The organism is Streptomyces sp. LARHCF249, from assembly GCF_052871255.1.
Map to the genome: position 1 here is coordinate 1 of NZ_JBIXJQ010000018.1, position 19,005 is coordinate 19,005.

Genomic DNA, 19,005 nt, shown 5'->3' on the forward strand with positions numbered 1-19,005 from the left:
TAAGGCTCCCAGTAGACGACTGGGTTGATAGGCCAGATGTGGAAGCCCGGTAACGGGTGAAGCTGACTGGTACTAATAGGCCGAGGGCTTGTCCTCAGTTGCTCGCGTCCACTGTGTTAGTTCTGAAGCAACGAACAGTTGCTGGTTTCTAGAGCTAGAACATAACTACAAAGTGTGCTTGTTCGCTCGAAACCGATAGGGTTTCGGTGGTCATAGCGTTAGGGAAACGCCCGGTTACATTCCGAACCCGGAAGCTAAGCCTTTCAGCGCCGATGGTACTGCAGGGGGGACCCTGTGGGAGAGTAGGACGCCGCCGAACAATCTTTCAAAGGACCCTTGGTCCAGCGTTCAACGCTGGACCAAGGGTCCTTTTTGTTTTGTATCTCTTTACGCCGAAGCGCGGCCATGGGTTGGTTGCGCGAGAATGACTAGCGGTACCCCGAAGACAGGAGTCACACCCATGTCCAACTCTCCCGACGATCGTCCGGAGCGCGAGCCTCGGCGCAACGACGGCGGTGACAGGGGCGGCTACCGCGGGGGCCGTGACGACCGTGGCGGCGACCGTCCCCCGTTCCGTCGTGACGACCGCGGCGGCCGCCCGGCCGGCGGCGGCGGTGCTGGTGGCGGCTTCCGGCGCGACGACCGCGGCGGTCGTCCCGCCGGTGGTGGCGGCGCTGGTGGCGGCTTCCGCCGTGACGACCGTGGCGGCGACCGCCCGTCGTACCCGCGCCGTGATGACCGTGGCGACCGTCCCGCCGGTGGCGGTGGCGGCGGCTTCCGCCGTGACGACCGTGGTGGCGACCGGCCCAGCTTCCCGCGTCGTGACGACCGGGGCGGGGACCGTCCCCCGTTCCGCCGTGATGACCGTGGCGAGCGTCCCGCCGGTGGCGGTGGCGGCGGCTTCCGCCGTGACGACCGCGGTGGCGACCGGCCCAGCTTCCCGCGTCGTGACGACCGGGGTGGCGACCGTCCCCCGTTCCGCCGTGATGACCGTGGCGAGCGTCCCGCTGGTGGCGGTGGCGGCTTCCGCCGTGACGACCGCGGTGGCGACCGGCCGAGCTACCCGCGTCGTGAGGACGACCGCGGTGGGTTCCGCGGCGGTCGTGACGACCGTGGCGGCGACCGTCCCAGCTTCCCGCGCCGTGACGACCGTGGTGGGGACCGTCCGTCCTTCCCGCGTCGTGACGACCGTGGTGGGGACCGTCCCCCGTTCCGCCGCGACGACCGTGGCGACCGTCCCTCGGGCGGTGGCGGCGGCTTCCGCCGTGACGACCGCGGTGGCGACCGTCCGTCGTACCCGCGTCGTGACGACCGTGGTGGGGACCGTCCGCCGTTCCGTCGTGACGACCGGGGTGACCGTCCGTCCTTCCCGCGCCGTGAGGACGACCGCGGTGGGTTCCGCGGCGGTCGTGACGACCGTGGTGGCGACCGTCCGTCTTACCCGCGTCGCGATGACCGGGGCGGGGACCGTCCGTCCTTCCCGCGTCGTGACGACCGGGGTGACCGTCCGTCCTACCCGCGTCGTGAGGACGACCGCGGTGGGTTCCGCGGTGGCCGTGACGACCGTGGTGGGGACCGTCCGTCTTACCCGCGTCGCGATGACCGGGGCGGGGACCGTCCGTCCTTCCCGCGTCGTGACGACCGGGGTGACCGTCCGTCCTACCCGCGCCGTGAGGACGACCGCGGCGGGCGCCCTTCGTACCCGCGTCGTGAGGACGACCGCGGAGGGTTCCGCGGCGGCCGTGACGACCGTGGCGGCGACCGTCCGTCCTACCCGCGTCGCGATGACCGGGGCGACCGGGGCGACCGTCCCAGCTACCCCCGTCGTGACGACCGGGGCGGCGACCGCGGCGGGTTCCGTGGTGGCCGTGACGATCGCGGTGGTGACCGTGGTGGCTACCGCGGTCGCGATGACCGCGGCGGCGACCGCGACTACCGCGGCGACCGCGACCGGGACCCGGTCAAGCGGCTTCCGATCGACGAGGACGTCACCGGCCAGGAGATCGACGCCGACGTGCGTCAGGAGCTGCTGAGCCTGCCCAAGGGCCTGGCCGAGGAAGTCTCCAAGAACCTGGTCATGGTCGCGCGGCTGATCGACGAGGACCCCGAGCAGGCGTACGCGTACTCGCGCATCGCCCTGCGACTGGCCTCCCGTGTCGCCGCCGTCCGCGAGGCCGCCGGCTTCGCCGCGTACGCCACGCAGAAGTACAGCGAGGCGCTCGCGGAGTTCCGCGCTGCCAAGCGCATGACCGGTTCCGTCGAGCTGTGGCCCGTCATGGCCGACTGCGAGCGCGGCCTCGGCCGCCCGGAGCGGGCGCTGGCCATGGCCGGTGAGCCCGAGGTGCAGAAGCTGGACAAGGCCGGTCAGGTCGAGATGCGGCTGGTGGCCGCCGGTGCCCGGCGGGACCAGGGGCAGCTCGAGGCCGCCATCGTGACCCTGCAGAGCCCGGAGCTGGCCTCCAACTCGGTCCAGCCCTGGACCGCGCGCCTGCGGTACGCCTACGCCGACGCCCTGCTGGCGGCCGGCCGTGAGGACGAGGCGCGCGAGTGGTTCGCCAAGACCCTCGAGGCGGACAAGGACGGGGCCACCGACGCCTCGGACCGTCTCGCCGAGCTGGACGGCGTCGAGTTCGTCGACGCCTCGGTGGACCTCGCCGACGACCTGGTCGAGGACGACGAGGACGAGGATGAGGACGAGGTCGAGGACGACCAGGACCCGGCCGAGGTCGCCCGGGCCGAGCGTGCCTCCGACGTTGCCGAGTACTACGACGAGGACGACGAGGAGTACGAGCCGCAGGAGGAGTCCGAGGCCGACTTCGACGTCACCGACGAGGTCGTCGTGGTCGAGGACGACGAGCGGGACGCGGGCCTCGACAAGGCCTGAGCAGTGACATGACGAAGGGCGGTACCCCGGTCGGGGTACCGCCCTTCGCCATGTCCGGGGTGCGTCAGCCCAGTCCGCGCAACACCAGGCCGGTGGCCGGCTTCGGGCCGAAGGAAGTGGACTTCCGGGGCATGGTGACGCCCTGGCGGGCCAGGTCGCGTACGACTTCCTCCCGTACGGGGTGCAGCAGGACCGCGGTGCCCCCGTGGCGCTCCGCCAGCTCCATGGTGGCCGCGGCGTCGTGGATGTACGTGATCTGGTCCGGGGCGTCCGGGATGTTCCACAGGGCGTCGAGCAGGGTCGCGTGCAGGACCGTGGCGTCCAGCCGGCGCCAGGCCTCGGGGCGGTCGCGGCGGACCGTGCGGTCGAGGAGGTTCAGGTCGGGGTCCGTGACCAGGTGGAACTTGCCGTCTCCGGTGAGGAGGAAGGCGTTGCCGCGTTCCGCGGCGTCCGCGAGGGCCTCCAGGGCCAGCGGGAGCGGCCCCTCGACCGGGCGGACCCGGAAGTGGCCCTGCAGGGCGGCAAGGGCGTCCCGGACCGGGAGGCGGCGCAGCATCCGGTGGATGGCGCGGACCTGGAGCGGGTAGCGGACCGTGTCCACGAGGAGGACCAGGCCGAAGTCCCAGGGGGTCGGGGATCCGTGTTCCTCCTGCAGGCGCAGGTACGTCGCCCAGCGGTGGTGGCCGTCGGCGATGAGGGCCTGGCGGTGGCTGAGGTCGGCGGTGACGGCCGCCAGCTCGGCCGGGTCCGTTATGGCCCACAGGCGGTGCTGGAAGCCGTCCTCGGTGGTGGTCGACAGGAGGGGCGCGCGTCGTGCGGTCCGCTCGACGACCGCCGCCGCGGCCCCGCCGGGGTCGTCGCCCTGGTAGGTGAGGAGGAGGGGTTCCAGATTGGCCGAGGTGGCACGCATCAGGCCGGCCCGGTCGGTGACCACGTCGGGCATGACGTCCTCGTGGGGCAGGACGATGCCGGCGTCGGCGGTGGACAGGGCGAGGGCGCCGATGATGCCGCGCTGGAGCAGGCCGGCCCGGCGCTGTTCGTACACGTAGAGCGCGGGCTCGGGGTCGGCGCTGAGGATGCCCTCGGCCAGCCAGTCGTGCAGGGTGCGCGCGGCCTGCTCGTTGCGCGCGGCGGGCGTGCCGGCCTGCGGAAGGATCAGGCGGACGATGTTGTGCGGGTCGGCGGATTCGAGGTGGTCGACTCCGTCGGGGCGCACGACCACGTCGTACGGCGGTGAAGTGACGGCGGCGAGGCTGCCGACACGCTCCGGGACGTAGCGCAGGCCGTGGAACGGGATCAGGCGCAGCCCTCGGTCCGCGGTACCAGATGTGGTCATTGCTGCATGGTAAGACCCGTCTCGGGATGCGGGATGATCGGGGGAGTGCGGATCCGGACAAGATCGGTCGTGGGAAATCGTATGAGGAGCGGACAGATGACCCGGCAGAGCAGGACCAGCCCCGCGTCGAGCGAGCAGAGCCTCCACCGGGCTTACGACACGGCTCTGCTGGACCTCGACGGAGTGGTCTACGCGGGCGGGGAGGCCATCGCGCACGCGGTGGAGTCCCTCGCCGCGGCCCGGGCCGACGGGATGCACCTCGCGTACGTCACGAACAACGCGCTGCGGACCCCGGACGCCGTCGCCGAGCACTTGGGGGAGCTGGGCATCCCGACCGAGCCGGCCGAGGTGATCACCTCGGCGCAGGCGGTGGCCCGGCTGATCGCGGAGCAGGTGGCGCCGGGGTCGAAGGTGCTGGTGATCGGCGGGGACGGGCTGCGGGTCGCGCTGCGCGAGCGAGGGCTGGTGCCGGTGGAGTCGGCCGAGGAGGAGGGGCTCGCGGCGGTCGTGCAGGGGTACGGGGGCCCGGATCTGGCGTGGGGGCGGTTCGCGGAGGCCTCGTACGCGATCAACCGGGGGGTGCCGTGGTACGCGTCCAACACCGACCTGACGATTCCGGGGGCGCGCGGGATCGCGCCGGGCAACGGGGCCGCGGTGGAGGTCGTGCGGATCGCGACGGGCGCCGAGCCGCAGGTGGCGGGCAAGCCGCTGCCCCCGATGCACCGGGAGACCGTGCTGCGGACCGGGGCGAAGCGGCCGCTGGTGGTCGGGGACCGGCTCGACACCGACATCGAGGGCGCCTTCAACGGTGAGGTGGACTCGCTGCTGGTGCTGACGGGGGTGACGGACGCGGAGCAGTTGGTGCGGGCCGAGCCCAGGCACCGGCCGACGTACGTGGACCGGGACCTGCGCGGGCTGCTGACGGGGCAGCCGGAGGTGGCGGCGGACGCTGCCGGGTTCCGCTGCGGGGGGTGGAGCGCGGTCGCGCTGGACGGCGTACTGGAACTGCGCGGCGAGGGCGGGGATCCGGTCGACGGGCTGCGGGCGCTGTGCGCGGCGGCCTGGACGGCGGCGGGGGACGGGGTCTGTGCGCTGGATGCCGAGAAGGCCCTGGCCCGGCTGGGGTTGTAGGCCGTTCGGGTGATCGGCACAGGCGCAGGGTAGGCTAACCTAACCTCCGTGTTGGTCGAGAGTCCCGAGAGTCCCCCCGAACAGAGCGCGGCGCCGGTCGCCGCTGCCCGTTCACGCCACGGCGCGCGTGCCGCCGGTCTGCTGGGCGCCCTCGCGGTGCTGGCGCTGATCGCGGTGGTGAGCATCGCCGTCGGTGCGAAGCAGATGCCCCTCGACGAGGTCTGGCACGGCCTGTTCCACTACTCGGGGACCCCCTCCGACGTGGTGGTGCGGGACCTGCGGGTGCCGCGCACCCTGCTCGGGCTGATGGTCGGGCTCGGGCTCGGCCTGTCCGGGGCGGTCATGCAGGCCCTGACGCGCAACCCGCTGGCGGAACCCGGCATCCTGGGCGTCAACGCCGGGGCCGCGGCCGCCGTCGTCTCCGCGATCAGCTTCCTGGGCGCGAGCTCCCTGAACGAGTTCGTGTGGTGGGCCTTCCTCGGCGCCGCCGCCGTCTCCGTCATCGTCTACGTACTCGGCGGCAGCCGCAGCGCCACTCCGGTGCGCCTCGCGCTCGCGGGTACGGCGGCCAGCGCGGCCCTGGTCGGCTACATCAACGCCGTGCAGCTGATGGACAGCAAGGCGCTGGACAAGCTGCGCTTCTGGACGGTGGGGTCGCTGGCCTCCGCCAACATGGACACCGTCCGCCAGGTCGCCCCCTTCCTCGTGGTGGGCGCGGTGCTCGCGCTGTCGCTGGGCCGGCCGCTCAACGCGATGGCCATGGGCGACGACACCGCCCGGGCGCTCGGCGCGCACCTGACGCGGACCCGGATCGGCGCGATGCTCGCCATCACCCTGCTCTGCGGTGCGGCCACCGCCGCCTGCGGGCCCATCGTCTTCATCGGGCTGATGATCCCGCACCTGGTGCGGGCGTTCACCGGACCCGACATGCGCTGGGTGCTCGCGTACTCGGCCGTCCTGTCCCCCGTGCTGCTGCTCGGCGCCGACGTCGTCGGCCGGGTCGTGACCCGGCCCGCCGAGCTGCAGGTCGGCATCGTCACCGCGCTGATCGGCGGCCCCGTCTTCATCTACCTGGTCCGGCGCAAGAGGATGGCCCAGCTGTGACCGCGACCGCCAAAGCCCGCCGGCTGAACCTCCCCGGCGGGATCTCGCTGCGGGTCGAGCGGCGGGCCCTGGCCGCCGGGGTGCTGCTCACCGTCGCCGCGCTCGCGCTGGCCGTCCTGCTCATCGGCACCGGCGACTTCCAGATCGCGCCCGGGGACGTCGTACAGACCCTGCTGGGCAACGGCACCCCCGCCAACGACTTCATCGTCAACGACCTGCGATTGCCGCGGGTCCTGGTCGCCGTGCTGGTCGGCGCGGCCCTCGGGATGGCCGGGGCCGTCTTCCAGTCCGTCTCCCGCAACCCGCTCGGCTCGCCCGACCTGCTCGGCTTCGGGTACGGCTCGGCGGTGGGCGCGCTCGTCGTGATCATCCTGTTCAAGGGCGGCGCCGCCGAGGTGGCCGTCGGCGCGCTGCTCGGCGGGCTGCTGGCCGGCCTGGCCGTGTACCTGCTGGCCTACAAGCAGGGGATCCATGGATACCGGCTGGTGCTGGTCGGTATCGGCGCCTCCGCCATGCTGATCGCCGCGATCCAGTACCTGATCACGAAGGCCCAGATGATCGAGGCCACCCGGGCGATGGTCTGGCTGACCGGCTCGCTGGCCGGCCGGGACTGGGCGCAGGTGTGGCCGCTGCTCGCGGTCTGTGCGGTGCTCTTCCCGGTGGTCCTCGGGCAGGGCCGGGCCCTTCGGATGATGGAGATGGGCGACGACGCCGCGTACGCCCTCGGGGTACGGGTGGAACGCACGCGGCTGCTGCTGATGCTCGCGGCGATCCTGCTGACCACGGCGGCGAGCGCCGCGGCCGGGCCGATCTCCTTCGTCGCGCTGGCCGCACCGCAGCTGGCGCGGCGGCTGACCCGCTCGCCCGGCGCGAACCTGCTGACCGCCGCGCTCATGGGCTCGGTGCTGCTGCTGGTGTCCGACTGGGCCTCGCAGCGGGCGTTCGGCTCCGACCAGCTGCCGGTGGGCGTGGTGACCGGGCTCGTCGGCGGTGTCTATCTGCTCTGGCTGCTCGTCACCGAGCGCAAGGCGGGACGTATATGAACCTCAGGAGTGGCGAAGTGCAGCGGCTGACCGCAGAGAACGTGACGCTCGGCTACGACCAGCGGGTCATCGCCGAGAACCTGTCGGTGGAGATCCCCGACCACTCGTTCACGGTGATCGTCGGCCCCAACGCCTGCGGCAAGTCCACTCTGCTGCGGGCCCTGTCGCGGATGCTGAAGCCGTCTGCCGGACGGGTGCTGCTGGACGGGCAGGCCATCGGGTCGATGCCGGCGAAGAAGGTCGCCAAGACCCTGGGACTGCTCCCGCAGTCCTCGATCGCCCCGGACGGCATCACGGTGGCCGACCTGGTCTCGCGCGGGCGGTACCCGCACCAGGGCCTGCTGCGGCAGTGGTCGCCGGAGGACGAGCGGATCGTCGCGGAGTCGATGGCCTCGACCGGGGTCGCCGAACTCGCGGACCGGGCCGTGGACGAGCTGTCGGGCGGTCAGCGGCAGCGCGTGTGGATCGCCATGGCGCTGGCGCAGCAGACCCCGCTGCTGCTGCTCGACGAGCCGACGACCTATCTGGACATCCAGCACCAGATCGACGTGCTCGACCTGTGCGCGGAGCTGCACGAGAACCAGGGGCGGACGCTGGTGGCGGTGCTGCACGATCTGAACCACGCGGCCCGGTACGCGACGCATCTGATCGCGATGCGGGGCGGGGAGGTCGTGGCCGAGGGGCCGCCGGGGGCGGTGGTCACCGCCGAGCTGGTGGAGCGGGTGTTCGGGCTGCGGTGTCAGGTCATCTCCGACCCGGAGACGGGGACGCCGCTCGTGATTCCGGCGGCGCGGAAGTCCCGTGCGGGGGCTCTCGCCGGGTAGTCGGTGCGGCGCCGTTGCGGGGGCTCCGCCCCGGGCCCTTCCCAGGTCCGTCCGGGGGGACCGCCACCCCTCAAACGCCGGCGGGGCTGGATTGTGGCTGGACCGGGCTGTGGGGGGTTCGGCTAGAGCAGGCTCTTGAGGCGGAGGAGGTCGCGGAAGCCGGCTTCCAGGCGGACTCGGCCGGAGGCCCAGGCCTTGGCGAACTTCAGGTCGCCCGCGACCAGGGCGACCAGGTCGTCTCCGCTCATCGCGAGGCGGATCTCGGCCTTCGACGCGGGCGGGCCCGGGGCGATCGACTCCACCCGGATGCGGCCGCCGTCGAGGCGGCCCGTGAAGGTCTGGTCCAGGTCCGTGATGTGGCAGCTCAGCGAGCGGTCGAGCGCGGCCGCGCCGCGCACGCCGCCGTCCGCGCCGGCGAGGTTGTCGGAGAGTCGGTCGAGTGCGCCTCGGCACTCCTGAATCGTAGCCATCGTGATCACGACCGTACCGCAGAGCCGTTGCGTGGTCGCGGGGCGCTTCGGGGTAGCGTCGGGGCATGACCGACGAAGCTGCCGAGCCCACGGCCGACACCGCCGCCGGGCCCGTGGCGCTGGGCATCGTACGCACGCCCACCGGGCACGACGCGGTGGACGCGCACCTGGCGCGGCTGGCGGACGCCGACCACCTCCCGGCGGACGGACACCTCGCGGTGTACGAGGATGTCCACCGGGGGCTGCGCGAGGCGCTGACCGCGCTGGACGCACCGCCCGTCCCCGGACCGTACGAAAACAGGAGCTGAACCGAACGTGGCAGGAGTGGCACGCCGCCGCCTGGACGCCGAACTGGTGCGCCGCAGCATGGCCCGCTCGCGGGAGCACGCCGCGCAGCTGATCGCCGCGGGCCGGGTGACCGTGGGCGGTACCACCGCGACCAAGGCCGCCACCCAGGTCGAGACGAGCGCGGCGCTGGTCGTCCTCAAGGACGACAGCGATCCCGACTACGTGTCGCGCGGCGGACACAAGCTCGCGGGCGCGCTCGCGGCGTTCCAGCCGCAGGGGCTGCGGGTCGAGGGGCGCAGGGCGCTGGACGCCGGGGCGTCGACCGGTGGCTTCACCGATGTGCTGCTGCGGGCGGGTGTCGCCCACGTGATGGCCGTCGACGTCGGCTACGGACAGCTCGCCTGGTCCCTGCAGAGCGACGACCGGGTCACGGTCAAGGACCGTACGAACGTCCGCGAACTGACGGTGGAGCTGATCGACGGGGTCCCGGTCGACCTGGTCGTCGGTGACCTGTCCTTCATCTCGATCGGGCTGGTGCTGCCCGCGCTCGTCCGGTGCTGCGCGCCGGACGCGGACCTGGTGCTGATGGTCAAGCCGCAGTTCGAGGTCGGCAAGGACCGGCTGGGGAGCGGCGGTGTGGTGCGCAGCCCCGAGCTGCGGGCGGAGGCCGTGCGCGACGTCGCGGCGCAGGCGGCGAAGCTGGGGCTGGGCGTGCTCGGGGTGACCGCCAGTCCGCTGCCGGGGCCGTCGGGGAACGTCGAGTACTTTCTGTGGCTGCGGGCGGGGGCTCCGGCACTCGACCCGGCGGATGTTGACCGTGCAGTGGCGGAGGGGCCGCAGTGACAGATTCAGCGGGTTCTGGTTCAGGTTCAGGGTCGGGTTCGGCGACGGGCCGGACCGTCTTCCTGCTCGCGCACACCGGCCGGCCGGCGGCCATCCGGAGCGCCGAGCTGGTCGTGAAGGGTCTGCTGCGCTGCGGGCTGGGCGTACGGGTCTTCGCGCACGAGGCGGCGGACCTGCCGCTGCCGCGCGAGGTGGAGCTGGTCACCGAGTCCACCCCGGGGGTGCTCGACGGCTGCGAGCTGCTGATCGTGCTGGGCGGCGACGGGACCCTGCTGCGCGGCGCGGAGTTCGCGCGCGCCTCGGGCGTGCCGATGCTCGGCGTCAACCTCGGACGGGTGGGGTTCCTCGCCGAGGCGGAGCGCGACGACCTGGACAAGGTCGTCGACCGGGTGGTGACGCGCGAGTACGAGGTCGAGGAGCGGATGACCCTCGATGTGATCGTGCGCACGAACGGCGACGTCGTGCACCAGGACTGGGCGCTGAACGAGGCCGCGGTCCAGAAGGTGTCCCCGGAGCGGATGCTCGAGGTGGTCCTGGAGATCGACGGGCGTCCGGTGACCGGCTTCGGCTGTGACGGGATCGTGTGCGCGACTCCGACGGGCTCCACGGCGTACGCCTTCTCCGCGGGCGGGCCGGTGGTCTGGCCGGAGGTGGAGGCGCTGCTCATGGTGCCGATCAGCGCGCACGCGCTGTTCGCGAAGCCGCTGGTGACCTCACCGAACTCGGTGCTGGCGGTCGAGGTGCAGAGCGGTACCCCGCACGGGGTGCTGTGGTGCGACGGGCGGCGGACGCTGGAGCTGCCGGCCGGGGCCCGCGTGGAGGTCCGGCGGGGGGAGGTGCCGGTGCGGCTCGCCCGGCTGCACCACGCCTCGTTCACGGACCGGCTCGTCGCGAAGTTCGCGCTGCCGGTGTCGGGGTGGCGCGGGAGGCCCCACTGATCCGGGCCCCGGCCCCGCCCGCCCCTCTAAATAGCACGTCCGTTCGGAGAACTTCGAGCGGGTGAGGTCACATGGCACCGGTGAAACCTCGGTATCGTCGTCCCGTGCTTGAGGAGATGCGGATACGGTCGCTCGGGGTCATCGACGACGCGGTGGTCGAGCTGTCGCCCGGTTTCACCGCGGTGACCGGCGAGACCGGCGCGGGCAAGACGATGGTCGTCACGAGCCTCGGGCTGCTGCTCGGCGGTCGCGCCGACCCGGCCCTGGTGCGGATCGGGGCCAAGGCCGCGGTCGTCGAGGGCCGCATCGTCATGCGCCCGGACGCGCCCGCCGCCGTACGCGCCGAGGAAGCGGGAGCCGAGCTCGACGACGGCGCCCTGCTGATCAGCCGGACCGTGTCCGCCGAGGGGCGCTCGCGCGCCCACGTCGGCGGCCGCTCCGTGCCCGTCGGCCTGCTCGGCGAGCTCGCCGACGACCTCGTCGCCGTACACGGGCAGACCGACCAGCAGGGCCTGCTGCGGCCCGCGCGCCAGCGCCAGGCGCTCGACCGGTACGCCGGGGACGCCGTCGCGGTCCCGCTGGAGAAGTACGGCTCCGCCTACCGCAGGCTGCGCGCGGTCGCCGCCGAGCTCGAGGAGATCACCACCCGGGCCCGGGAACGGGCCCAGGAGGCCGACCTGCTGCGCTTCGGCCTGGACGAGATCGCGGCCGTGGAACCGGTCGCCGGCGAGGACACCGAGCTGGCGGCGGAGGCCGAGCGGCTCGGGCACGCCGAATCGCTGGCCTCGGCCGCGCAGCAGGCGCACGGCGCGCTGGCCGGCAATCCGGAGGACCCGGAGGGCATCGACGCCAACACGCTCGTCGCGGGCGCCCACCGGGCCCTGGAGTCCGTACGGTCGCACGACCCGGCGCTCGGCGCGCTCGCCGAGCGGATCGGTGAACTGGGCATCCTGCTGGCCGACGTGGCCGGGGAGCTGGCGGGCTACGCCGACGACCTGGACGCCGACCCGCTGCGGCTGGCCGCCGTGGAGGAGCGGCGGGCGGCCCTGACCCAGCTGACCCGCAAGTACGGCTCCGAAGGCACCGTGGACTCGGTGCTGGAGTGGGCGGAGCAGGGCGCCGCCCGGCTGCTGGAGCTGGACGGCGACGACGAGCGGATCACCGAGCTGACCGCCGAGCGGGACGGGCTGCGGTCCGAACTGTCGGCGCTGGCCCAGGCGCTGACGGACGCGCGGGTGGAGGCGGCGACCCGGTTCGCCTCGGCCGTGACGGAGGAGCTGGCCTCGCTGGCGATGCCGCACGCCCGGGTGACCATCGACATCCGGCAGACCGAGGACCCCGACGGGGTGGACGTGGACGGCCGCCCGGTCGCCTGCGGACCCTCCGGCGCCGACGAGGTGGAACTGCTGCTGGCCCCGCACCCCGGGGCCCAGCCGCGGCCGATCGCCAAGGGCGCCTCCGGCGGTGAGCTGTCCCGGGTGATGCTGGCCGTGGAGGTCGTCTTCGCGGGCTCCGACCCGGTGCCCACCTACCTCTTCGACGAGGTCGACGCGGGAGTCGGCGGGAAGGCCGCCGTCGAGGTGGGCCGGCGGCTGGCGAAGCTCGCCAAGTCGGCACAGGTGGTCGTCGTCACCCACCTGCCGCAGGTGGCGGCGTTCGCGGACCGGCAGCTGCTCGTCGAGAAGACCAACGACGGATCGGTGACCAGGAGCGGTGTCACCATCCTGGAGGGCGAGGACCGGGTGCGCGAGCTGTCGCGCATGCTGGCGGGCCACGAGGACTCCGTCTCGGCGCGGGCGCATGCCGAGGAACTCCTCGCGGCGGCGCGGGCGGACAGCGGTCGGGGTTGACGGCGCACTAGCCCGTGTGGGTGAGGCTGGGGGGCGTACTGCGGTATCTCTCACGGGATCCGCACCCGTATGGTCCCGGAACGCGCGTGCGGACTGGCATCCTGGGCGACGTCTCTGACTCCCTCACCCTGGAGCTTCGGCCCGTGAGCAGCTCCCCGGTCTCCCCGCCCGTCCCGGCACAGCCCTACGGGCGGCCGCCGCTGCGAACCGTCCAAGTGCTCGGCGGCGGTGCGGGCGCGGGCAGCAGCACGCACGTACGGTCGCTCACGACCGGGCTCGCCGCGCGCGGGGTACGGGTCACGGTGTGCGCGCCCGTCGAGGCGGAGGGCGAGTACGACTTCACGGGAGCAGGGGCGCAGTTCGCGCCCGACGCGGTGAACGCGCTGCGGGCCGCCTGCGCCGGGGCCGACGTCGTGCACGCGCACGGGGTGCGGGCCGGGATGCGGGCCGCGCTGGCCCTGCGGGGGCGGCGGGTGCCGCTGGTCGTGAGCTGGCACGGAGACGGCCCGGCCGCCGCCGGTGCGGCCGGTGCCGCGCTCGGGCGGCTGAGCCGGATCCTGGAACGGCACGTGGCGCGGGCCGCGGCGGTGGTGCTGGGGGCCTCCTCGGACCTGGTGGACCGGGCCCGGCTGCGGGGTGCGCGGGACGCGCGGCTGGCACCGGTTGCCGTGCCCGCGGCCGCGCCGGGGGCCGATCCGGGGAAGGTGCGGGCGGAACTCGGGGCGGTGGACCGGCCGTTGCTGATCGCGGTCGGAAGCCTGGTGCCGCACCGCGGGTACTCCGTGCTGCTCGACGCGGCGCGGGCGTGGCGGACGCTGGAACCCCTGCCGCTGCTGGTCATCGCGGGGGAGGGGCCGCTGCGGGCCGAACTGTCCCGGCGGATCACGGAGGAGGGGCTGCCGGTACGGCTGCTGGGGCGTCGGCGGGACGCGGCGCACCTGCTGGCGGCGGCGGACCTGGCGGTGCTGCCGAGCCGGTGGGAGGAGCGGGCCCTGCTGGCGCAGGAGGCGCTGCGGGTGGGGGTGCCGTTGGTGGCGACGGCGGTGGGGGGCGTGCCGGAGCTGGTGGGGGAGGGGGCGGTGCTCGTCCCGTACGGGGACCCGGGCGTCCTCGCCACGGCCGTGACGGGCCTGCTCGCGGATCCGGCGCGCCGGGCCGAACTGGTCGCCGCGGGGCGCGCGCAGGCCGCGACGTGGCCGTCCGAGGACGACACGGTCGCGCAGGTCCTGTCGGTGTACGACGAGCTGACGGAGCGCGGGCGGCGCTAGTGCCGGGTCCGCCCGCTGCCGCCCGCAGGTGGTGCGAGCGGGGCGTCAGGAAGGAATCGTGTGGCGGCGGGCGCGCAGGGCCAGGCTGAGGGAGAGCACCGTTTCGGGGTCGTCCAGGTCCGTGCCCAGGAGTTCCGAGATGCGGGCCAGCCGGTTGTACAGCGTCTGGCGGTTCAGGTGGAGCTCGCGGGCCGTTTCCGCCTTGCGGCCCGCGTGGGCCAGGTACGTCTCCAGGGTGGGCAGGAGCGGCGGGCGGGACGTGGTGTCGTGGGTGCGCAGCGGCCCGATCGCGCGGTCCACGAAGGCCGCCAGGTCGGGGTGTTCGCGCAGCCTCCAGAGGAGGAGGTCGATGTCCAGCCGGCGGGCGTCGTACCAGGGCCGGGCCGGCAGGCCGTGGGCCGCCGTCGCGGTCTCCGCGGCGTGCCGCAGCCCCGCCGAGGCCGCCGCCCAGCCGCCCGCGACGCCGACGACCACCGCCGGCGGGGCGGAGGCGCGGTCCAGCCCGGCCCGCTCCACGCCCGCCCGCAGCGCGGCCGCCACCCGGTCCGCCACCGCCGTACGCTCCGACTCCGCGCGCAGCGACACCAGCAGGGGCACCCGGCCCTCCACCGGGCGGACCCCCAGCAGCACCGGGACCCCGACCGACGACAGCTCCTCCAGCACCGCGCGGGCCAGGACCGCCCAGTTCCCCGACGGGCCCAGGTCCGACGACAGGCGCATCACGATCGGCAGCAGCGGTCCCGCGCCCGGCTTGAAGCCCAGGACGCGGGCCTGCGCCGGGGCGTCCTCGGCCGAGATGCGGCCCTCGGCGAGGTCGGTCAGGAAGTCGCCCCGGCCGCGCGCCGCCAGTTCCTCCTCCTGCCGCGCCTGCATGAGGACGACGGCCAGGACCCCCGCCGTGCGTTCCGCGGCCATCCGGTGGACCGGCTGCAGCGGGGCCGAGACCCCGACCAGGACTACCCGGGCCCGGACCGTGCCCGTGCCGTGGCCCCCGCCCGGTACGTCGACCACCACCGTGTTCGCCGACGGTTCGGCCTCGCGCTGGCCCCGCAGGCCCTCCCACACCTGGAGCGGGTCGGCGCCCGCGTCCGCGCCCGAACTGCCGGCCGCGTACAGCAGCTGCCCGTCCGGGGTCTCCAGGAAGACCGGGTTGCCCGTGAAGTCGGCCAGGATCCGCAGCACCTGCGGGATGCCACCGCCCCCCAACAGGGCCTCCGTACAGCGCCGGTGGACCTCCTCGGCCCGCTGGAGCAGCGCGTAGTGGTGGTTGACGATCTCGGTGTGGACCTCCTCCGTGACGGTGACGAAGGGCACCTCCCGGTGGAGCTGGACGAGGGGGAGGCCCGCCGTGCGGGCGGTCTCCACGAGCGTCGCCGGAAGCCGGGTGAAGCGCGGGCCCAGCTCGACGACCAGCGCGGCGATCCCCCGGTCCGCGAGGCGGCGTACGAAGGCACGCTGCTCGGCGGGCCGGGTGCCGAGGCCGAGACCCGTGGTCAGCAGCAGTTCGCCGCCCTTGAGCAGTGAGGCGATGTTCGGCACCTCGCCCGCGTGCACCCAGCGGACGGTGCGGCCCAGGCGGTCGGCGCAGGCCAGCACCTCCGGCAGTCCGCTGCGCAGCCCCGGCAGCTCCAGCGCCCGCTGAACCGTGATCCCGCCTTGATCGTCCATATCGCGGGACGGTACCGGCCGACCTGTTCCGATCACATCACCCGCCGGTTACAAGTGGTGCGCTGCCGCCCATCCGGCCCGACAACTCGTCGCCCCGGCAAGGAGATTATCGGACCACGTGCCGATTGTGGTGTGCGTCACGCGGGGCGAGAGTGGGCGCCCTCCACACGGAAGAGGACGCAATGAGCAAAGACATCACGGGCGGGTCGCCACAGACCCCCGCAACCCCGCAGGTCCAGCGGCTGAAGGCCAACTCCGTCGGGCTGGTCGGCGTGGTGTTCATGGCGGTGGCCACCGCCGCGCCGATCACCGCCATGACCGGCAACCTCCCCATCGCGGTCGGCTTCGGCAACGGTGTCGGAGCCCCGGCCGGATATCTCTTCGCGACCCTCGTGCTCACCGTCTTCGCGGTCGGATACGTGGCCATGGCCAAGCGGATCACCGCCGCGGGAGCGTTCTACGGGTACATCTCGCACGGCCTCGGCCGGATCGCCGGCATGGCGTCCGGGATGCTCGCCGTCCTCGCCTACATCGTCTTCGAGGCCTCGATCGTCGGGGTGTTCTCCTACTTCGCGAAGACCACCGTCCACGACCAGCTCGGCGTCGACCTGCCGTGGGTGCTCTACGCGGCCGCCATGCTCGCCGTCACCGCCGCCCTCGCCCACTTCGACATCAACCTCACCGCCAAGGCCCTCGGCGTGATGCTGATCGCCGAGATCGCCGTGCTGTTCGCCGTCGCCACCGCCGTGCTGGTCGCCGGGGGCGGACCGGACGGCATCCCGCTGGAGCCCGTCAACCCGAAGAACGCCTTCACCGGGACCTCCGCCGGCCTCGGCCTGTTCTTCGCCTTCTGGTCGTGGGTCGGCTTCGAGTCCACCGCCATGTACGGCGAGGAGTCCCGCGACCCCAAGCGGGTCATCCCCAAGGCCACCCTCATCTCCGTGGTCGGCGTCGGCCTCTTCTACATCTACGTCTCCTGGATGACCATCGCGGGCAACGGCCTGGCCAAGTCCGTCGAGCTGTCCGCCTCCACCAGCCCCCTCGACCTGTTCTTCGCCCCCACCCAGGGCTTCATCGGCGCCTGGGCCGTCGACGCCTTCCAGTGGCTGCTGCTCACCGGCTCCTTCGCCTGCGGCATGGCCTTCCACCAGTGCGCCGCCCGCTACCTCTACGCCATCGGCCGCGAGGGCTTCCTGTCTCCCGAGCTCGGCCGCACCCACGTCAAGCACGGATCCCCCTACGTGGCCTCGCTGGTGCAGACCGCCATCGCCACCGCGCTCGTCGCCGGGTTCTGGCTCACCGGGCAGGACCCGTACCTGCACCTGTACACGCTGCTCGCGATCCTCGGCACCATGGCGATCCTGATCGTCCAGACGCTCTGCTCCTTCGCGGTCATCGGGTACTTCCGCAAGAACCACCCGGAGGACCGGCACTGGTTCAAGACCATGACCGCCCCGCTGCTCGGCGGGGTCGGCATGACGGCCGTCGTCGTCCTGCTGGTCGTCAACATGGAGACCGCGGCGGGGAGCGCGGCCGGGTCCCTCTTCTTCACGCTGATCCCGTGGATCGTCGGCGGCGTGTTCCTCGGCGGTCTCGGCCTCGGCTTCTGGCTCAAGGCGAAGGCCCCCGAGCGCTACGAGATCATCGGCCGGATCGTCCTGGAGGACGCCGCCGAACGCCCCGACGCCCCGTCCCCCTCCACCGCCGCCGCGAACGTCTGAGGAGCGCCGCCATGGCCCGTACGCCCCTGATGCACGCCCTGCGCCGGCTCGCCGCCGAGCACGCCGCCGCCCGCAGCCTCGACCTGCCCGTCGCCGACGTCCGCGGCTCCACCCGCCGCGAACTCCTCGGCCGGGCCGCCGCCCTCGGCCTCGGCACCGCCCTCGCCTCGTCCGGCGTCGCCTACGCCGCCGGGCCCGCCGCCGACAAGAAGCCCGTCGGCCCCGCCCGGGTCGCCGTGGTCGGCGCGGGCATCTCCGGCCTGACCGCCGCCCTCACCCTGAAGGACGCCGGGGTGAACTGCACCCTCTACGAGGCCAACCCGAGCCGCGTCGGCGGGCGCATGTGGACCCAGCGCGACCACTGGGCGTACGGCCAGAGCTCCGAGATCGGCGGCGAGCTGATCGACACCAGCCACAAGAAGATCCTGGAGCTCTGCCGCCGCTTCGGCCTGCCCGTCGAGGACTTCCTCGGCGGCGGACCCAACGGGGCCGAGGAAGTGCTCTGGTTCAACGGCGAGTACTACTCCCGCACCCAGGCCGACGAGGACTTCAAGGCCGTCTACCAGACGCTGCACCGCGACCTCCAGGAGGCCGGCGAGGTCGCCTGGAACTCCACGACCCCGGCCGGCACGGCCCTCGACAACATGACCCTGTACGAGTGGATCGAGACCCGGATCCCCGGCGGCCACGGCTCGCAGCTCGGCCGCTTCATCGACGTGGCCTACAACGTCGAGTACGGGGCCGACACCGACCGGCAGTCCGCCCTCGCCCTGGTCCTCCTGATGGGCTACCAGCCCAACCCGGGCAACTTCAACGTCTGGGGCCTGTCCAACGAGCGCTACCACATCACCGGCGGCAACGACCGGCTGCCGAACGCCATCGCCGCGGCCCTGCCCGCCGGGTCCCTCGTGATGGGCCGCGAGCTGGTCGCCGTACGGGCCAACGCCGACGGCACCCAGACCCTGACCTTCAACGACTCGGGCGCCACCCGGACCGTCGTCGCCGACCACACCGTCCTGTGCCTGCCGCTGCCGATCCTCCAGCGCATCGACACCTCGCAGGCCGGCTTCGACCCGCTGATGCTGAACCTCCTCAGGGACGCCCGGATGGGCTACTGCACCAAGCTCAACATGCAGTTCACCGCCCGCCCCTGGCGCGGTACGGGACCCTGGCCGGGCGTCACGGCGGGCGACTGCTTCACCGACCTGGACGTCCAGCAGACCTGGGACACCACCAAGGTCCAGCCCGGCACCGGCGGGATACTGCTCCAGTACGGCGGCGGCACCCTGGCCGGGGCGCTCACCCCCGCGACCCCCTTCGCCACCGAGGCCGACCCGTACGTACGCGACCTGGCGGGCCGCATGCTGACCGGCGTCGACTCCTTCTTCCCGGGCACCAAGGCGGTCTGGAACGGGCGGGCCCAGCTCTCCGCGTGGCACCGCAACCCCTACGCCCTGGGGGCCTACTCGTACTGGCCCACCGGCTACCTGCACCGCTACGCACAGTACGAGGGGACCGCCCAGGGCAACATCCACATCGGCGGCGAACACTGCAGCTACGACTTCCAGGGCTTCATGGAGGGCGGCGCCACCGAGGGCGAGCGCGCGGCCCGCGAGGTGATCGCCGCCCTGGCGTGA

At 73.3% G+C, this 19,005-nt stretch carries 15 protein-coding genes, 2 rRNA genes and 1 pseudogene; 15 read left to right on the top strand and 3 right to left on the bottom strand.

Features of this window, described 5'->3' with window-relative positions:
- The 4 genes and pseudogenes from ACIPUC_RS34190 to ACIPUC_RS34205 form a co-directional block, all read left to right on the top strand.
- Nucleotides 1-96: ribosomal RNA gene (locus tag ACIPUC_RS34190) — 23S ribosomal RNA — on the top strand; the annotation flags it as partial.
- 106 nt (nucleotides 97-202) lie between these two features.
- Nucleotides 203-319, top strand: a 5S ribosomal RNA gene (gene rrf / locus ACIPUC_RS34195).
- Between the two features lie 312 nt (nucleotides 320-631).
- A pseudogene (locus ACIPUC_RS34200) lies at nucleotides 632-1,645 on the top strand (hypothetical protein); the annotation flags it as partial.
- Nucleotides 1,646-2,014: 369 nt separating this feature from the next.
- Nucleotides 2,015-2,884 carry a hypothetical protein gene (locus ACIPUC_RS34205; RefSeq protein WP_446594371.1) on the top strand — a complete coding sequence of 290 codons (870 nt, stop codon included), beginning with the start codon at nucleotides 2,015-2,017 and terminating at the stop codon, nucleotides 2,882-2,884.
- Between the two features lie 64 nt (nucleotides 2,885-2,948).
- Here ACIPUC_RS34205 and ACIPUC_RS34210 read toward each other — a convergent pair whose 3' ends face one another.
- Nucleotides 2,949-4,220 carry a DUF1015 family protein gene (locus ACIPUC_RS34210; RefSeq protein WP_446594271.1) on the bottom strand — a complete coding sequence of 424 codons (1,272 nt, stop codon included), beginning with the start codon at nucleotides 4,218-4,220 and terminating at the stop codon, nucleotides 2,949-2,951.
- A 96-nt stretch (nucleotides 4,221-4,316) separates the two neighbouring features.
- On the opposite strand from ACIPUC_RS34210, the gene ACIPUC_RS34215 reads away from it, so the two are divergent.
- The 4 genes from ACIPUC_RS34215 to ACIPUC_RS34230 are packed head-to-tail and all read left to right on the top strand — an operon-like array spanning nucleotide 4,317 to nucleotide 8,322.
- Complete coding sequence (locus ACIPUC_RS34215) at nucleotides 4,317-5,351, top strand: HAD-IIA family hydrolase (RefSeq protein WP_446594272.1); 1,035 nt, start codon at nucleotides 4,317-4,319, stop codon at nucleotides 5,349-5,351.
- A gap of 48 nt (nucleotides 5,352-5,399) precedes the next feature.
- Nucleotides 5,400-6,455, top strand: a complete 1,056-nt coding sequence (locus ACIPUC_RS34220; RefSeq protein WP_446594273.1) for a FecCD family ABC transporter permease — start codon at nucleotides 5,400-5,402, stop codon at nucleotides 6,453-6,455.
- On the top strand, nucleotides 6,452-7,498 hold the full coding sequence (locus tag ACIPUC_RS34225) for a FecCD family ABC transporter permease (protein WP_446594274.1): 1,047 nt from the start codon (nucleotides 6,452-6,454) through the stop codon (nucleotides 7,496-7,498). Before ACIPUC_RS34220 ends, ACIPUC_RS34225 begins: the two co-directional genes overlap by 4 nt.
- Complete coding sequence (locus ACIPUC_RS34230) at nucleotides 7,495-8,322, top strand: ABC transporter ATP-binding protein (protein ID WP_446594275.1); 828 nt, start codon at nucleotides 7,495-7,497, stop codon at nucleotides 8,320-8,322. Before ACIPUC_RS34225 ends, ACIPUC_RS34230 begins: the two co-directional genes overlap by 4 nt.
- 122 nt (nucleotides 8,323-8,444) lie before the next feature.
- Here ACIPUC_RS34230 and ACIPUC_RS34235 read toward each other — a convergent pair whose 3' ends face one another.
- Nucleotides 8,445-8,792, bottom strand: coding sequence for an SCP2 sterol-binding domain-containing protein (locus ACIPUC_RS34235; RefSeq protein WP_446594276.1), 348 nt, complete (start codon nucleotides 8,790-8,792; stop codon nucleotides 8,445-8,447).
- A gap of 65 nt (nucleotides 8,793-8,857) precedes the next feature.
- Between ACIPUC_RS34235 and ACIPUC_RS34240 the strand changes: the two genes are divergently transcribed.
- From ACIPUC_RS34240 to ACIPUC_RS34260, 5 genes are all read left to right on the top strand, one after another.
- Entirely contained in the window at nucleotides 8,858-9,100 is a 243-nt protein-coding gene (locus tag ACIPUC_RS34240; protein ID WP_446594277.1) for a hypothetical protein, read from the top strand.
- Nucleotides 9,101-9,107: 7 nt separating this feature from the next.
- The gene (locus ACIPUC_RS34245; protein WP_446594278.1) at nucleotides 9,108-9,923 is read left to right on the top strand and encodes a TlyA family RNA methyltransferase; all 816 of its coding nucleotides are present in this window, start codon (nucleotides 9,108-9,110) and stop codon (nucleotides 9,921-9,923) included.
- A complete protein-coding gene (locus ACIPUC_RS34250) occupies nucleotides 9,920-10,861 on the top strand; it encodes an NAD kinase (RefSeq protein ID WP_446594279.1) in 942 nt (313 codons plus the stop codon). The genes ACIPUC_RS34245 and ACIPUC_RS34250 overlap by 4 nt, the downstream gene beginning before the upstream one ends.
- A gap of 116 nt (nucleotides 10,862-10,977) precedes the next feature.
- Nucleotides 10,978-12,711, top strand: a complete 1,734-nt coding sequence (gene recN / locus ACIPUC_RS34255; protein WP_446594372.1) for a DNA repair protein RecN — start codon at nucleotides 10,978-10,980, stop codon at nucleotides 12,709-12,711.
- A gap of 143 nt (nucleotides 12,712-12,854) precedes the next feature.
- Nucleotides 12,855-13,979, top strand: a complete 1,125-nt coding sequence (locus ACIPUC_RS34260) for a glycosyltransferase family 4 protein (protein WP_446594280.1) — start codon at nucleotides 12,855-12,857, stop codon at nucleotides 13,977-13,979.
- Nucleotides 13,980-14,024: 45 nt separating this feature from the next.
- Here ACIPUC_RS34260 and ACIPUC_RS34265 read toward each other — a convergent pair whose 3' ends face one another.
- On the bottom strand, nucleotides 14,025-15,647 hold the full coding sequence (locus tag ACIPUC_RS34265; protein WP_446594281.1) for a PucR family transcriptional regulator: 1,623 nt from the start codon (nucleotides 15,645-15,647) through the stop codon (nucleotides 14,025-14,027).
- 182 nt (nucleotides 15,648-15,829) lie between these two features.
- Here ACIPUC_RS34265 and ACIPUC_RS34270 point away from each other — a divergent pair, with 182 nt between their 5' ends.
- Nucleotides 15,830-17,368, top strand: a complete 1,539-nt coding sequence (locus ACIPUC_RS34270) for an APC family permease (RefSeq protein ID WP_446594282.1) — start codon at nucleotides 15,830-15,832, stop codon at nucleotides 17,366-17,368.
- 11 nt (nucleotides 17,369-17,379) lie between these two features.
- A complete protein-coding gene (locus tag ACIPUC_RS34275; protein WP_446594283.1) occupies nucleotides 17,380-19,005 on the top strand; it encodes a flavin monoamine oxidase family protein in 1,626 nt (541 codons plus the stop codon).

Excerpts from the sequence above, each read along its gene's own strand:
- ACIPUC_RS34215 (WP_446594272.1), top strand. The coding sequence starts at position 4,317 with ATGACCCGGCAGAGCAGGACCAGCCCCGCGTCGAGCGAGCAGAGCCTC.
- ACIPUC_RS34210 (WP_446594271.1), bottom strand. The coding sequence starts at position 4,220 with ATGACCACATCTGGTACCGCGGACCGAGGGCTGCGCCTGATCCCGTTC.
- ACIPUC_RS34275 (WP_446594283.1), top strand. The coding sequence starts at position 17,380 with ATGGCCCGTACGCCCCTGATGCACGCCCTGCGCCGGCTCGCCGCCGAG.
- ACIPUC_RS34270 (WP_446594282.1), top strand. The coding sequence starts at position 15,830 with ATGAGCAAAGACATCACGGGCGGGTCGCCACAGACCCCCGCAACCCCG.
- ACIPUC_RS34240 (WP_446594277.1), top strand. The coding sequence starts at position 8,858 with ATGACCGACGAAGCTGCCGAGCCCACGGCCGACACCGCCGCCGGGCCC.
- recN (WP_446594372.1), top strand. The coding sequence starts at position 10,978 with ATGCGGATACGGTCGCTCGGGGTCATCGACGACGCGGTGGTCGAGCTG.
- ACIPUC_RS34235 (WP_446594276.1), bottom strand. The coding sequence starts at position 8,792 with ATGGCTACGATTCAGGAGTGCCGAGGCGCACTCGACCGACTCTCCGAC.
- ACIPUC_RS34230 (WP_446594275.1), top strand. The coding sequence starts at position 7,495 with ATGAACCTCAGGAGTGGCGAAGTGCAGCGGCTGACCGCAGAGAACGTG.
- ACIPUC_RS34265 (WP_446594281.1), bottom strand. The coding sequence starts at position 15,647 with ATGGACGATCAAGGCGGGATCACGGTTCAGCGGGCGCTGGAGCTGCCG.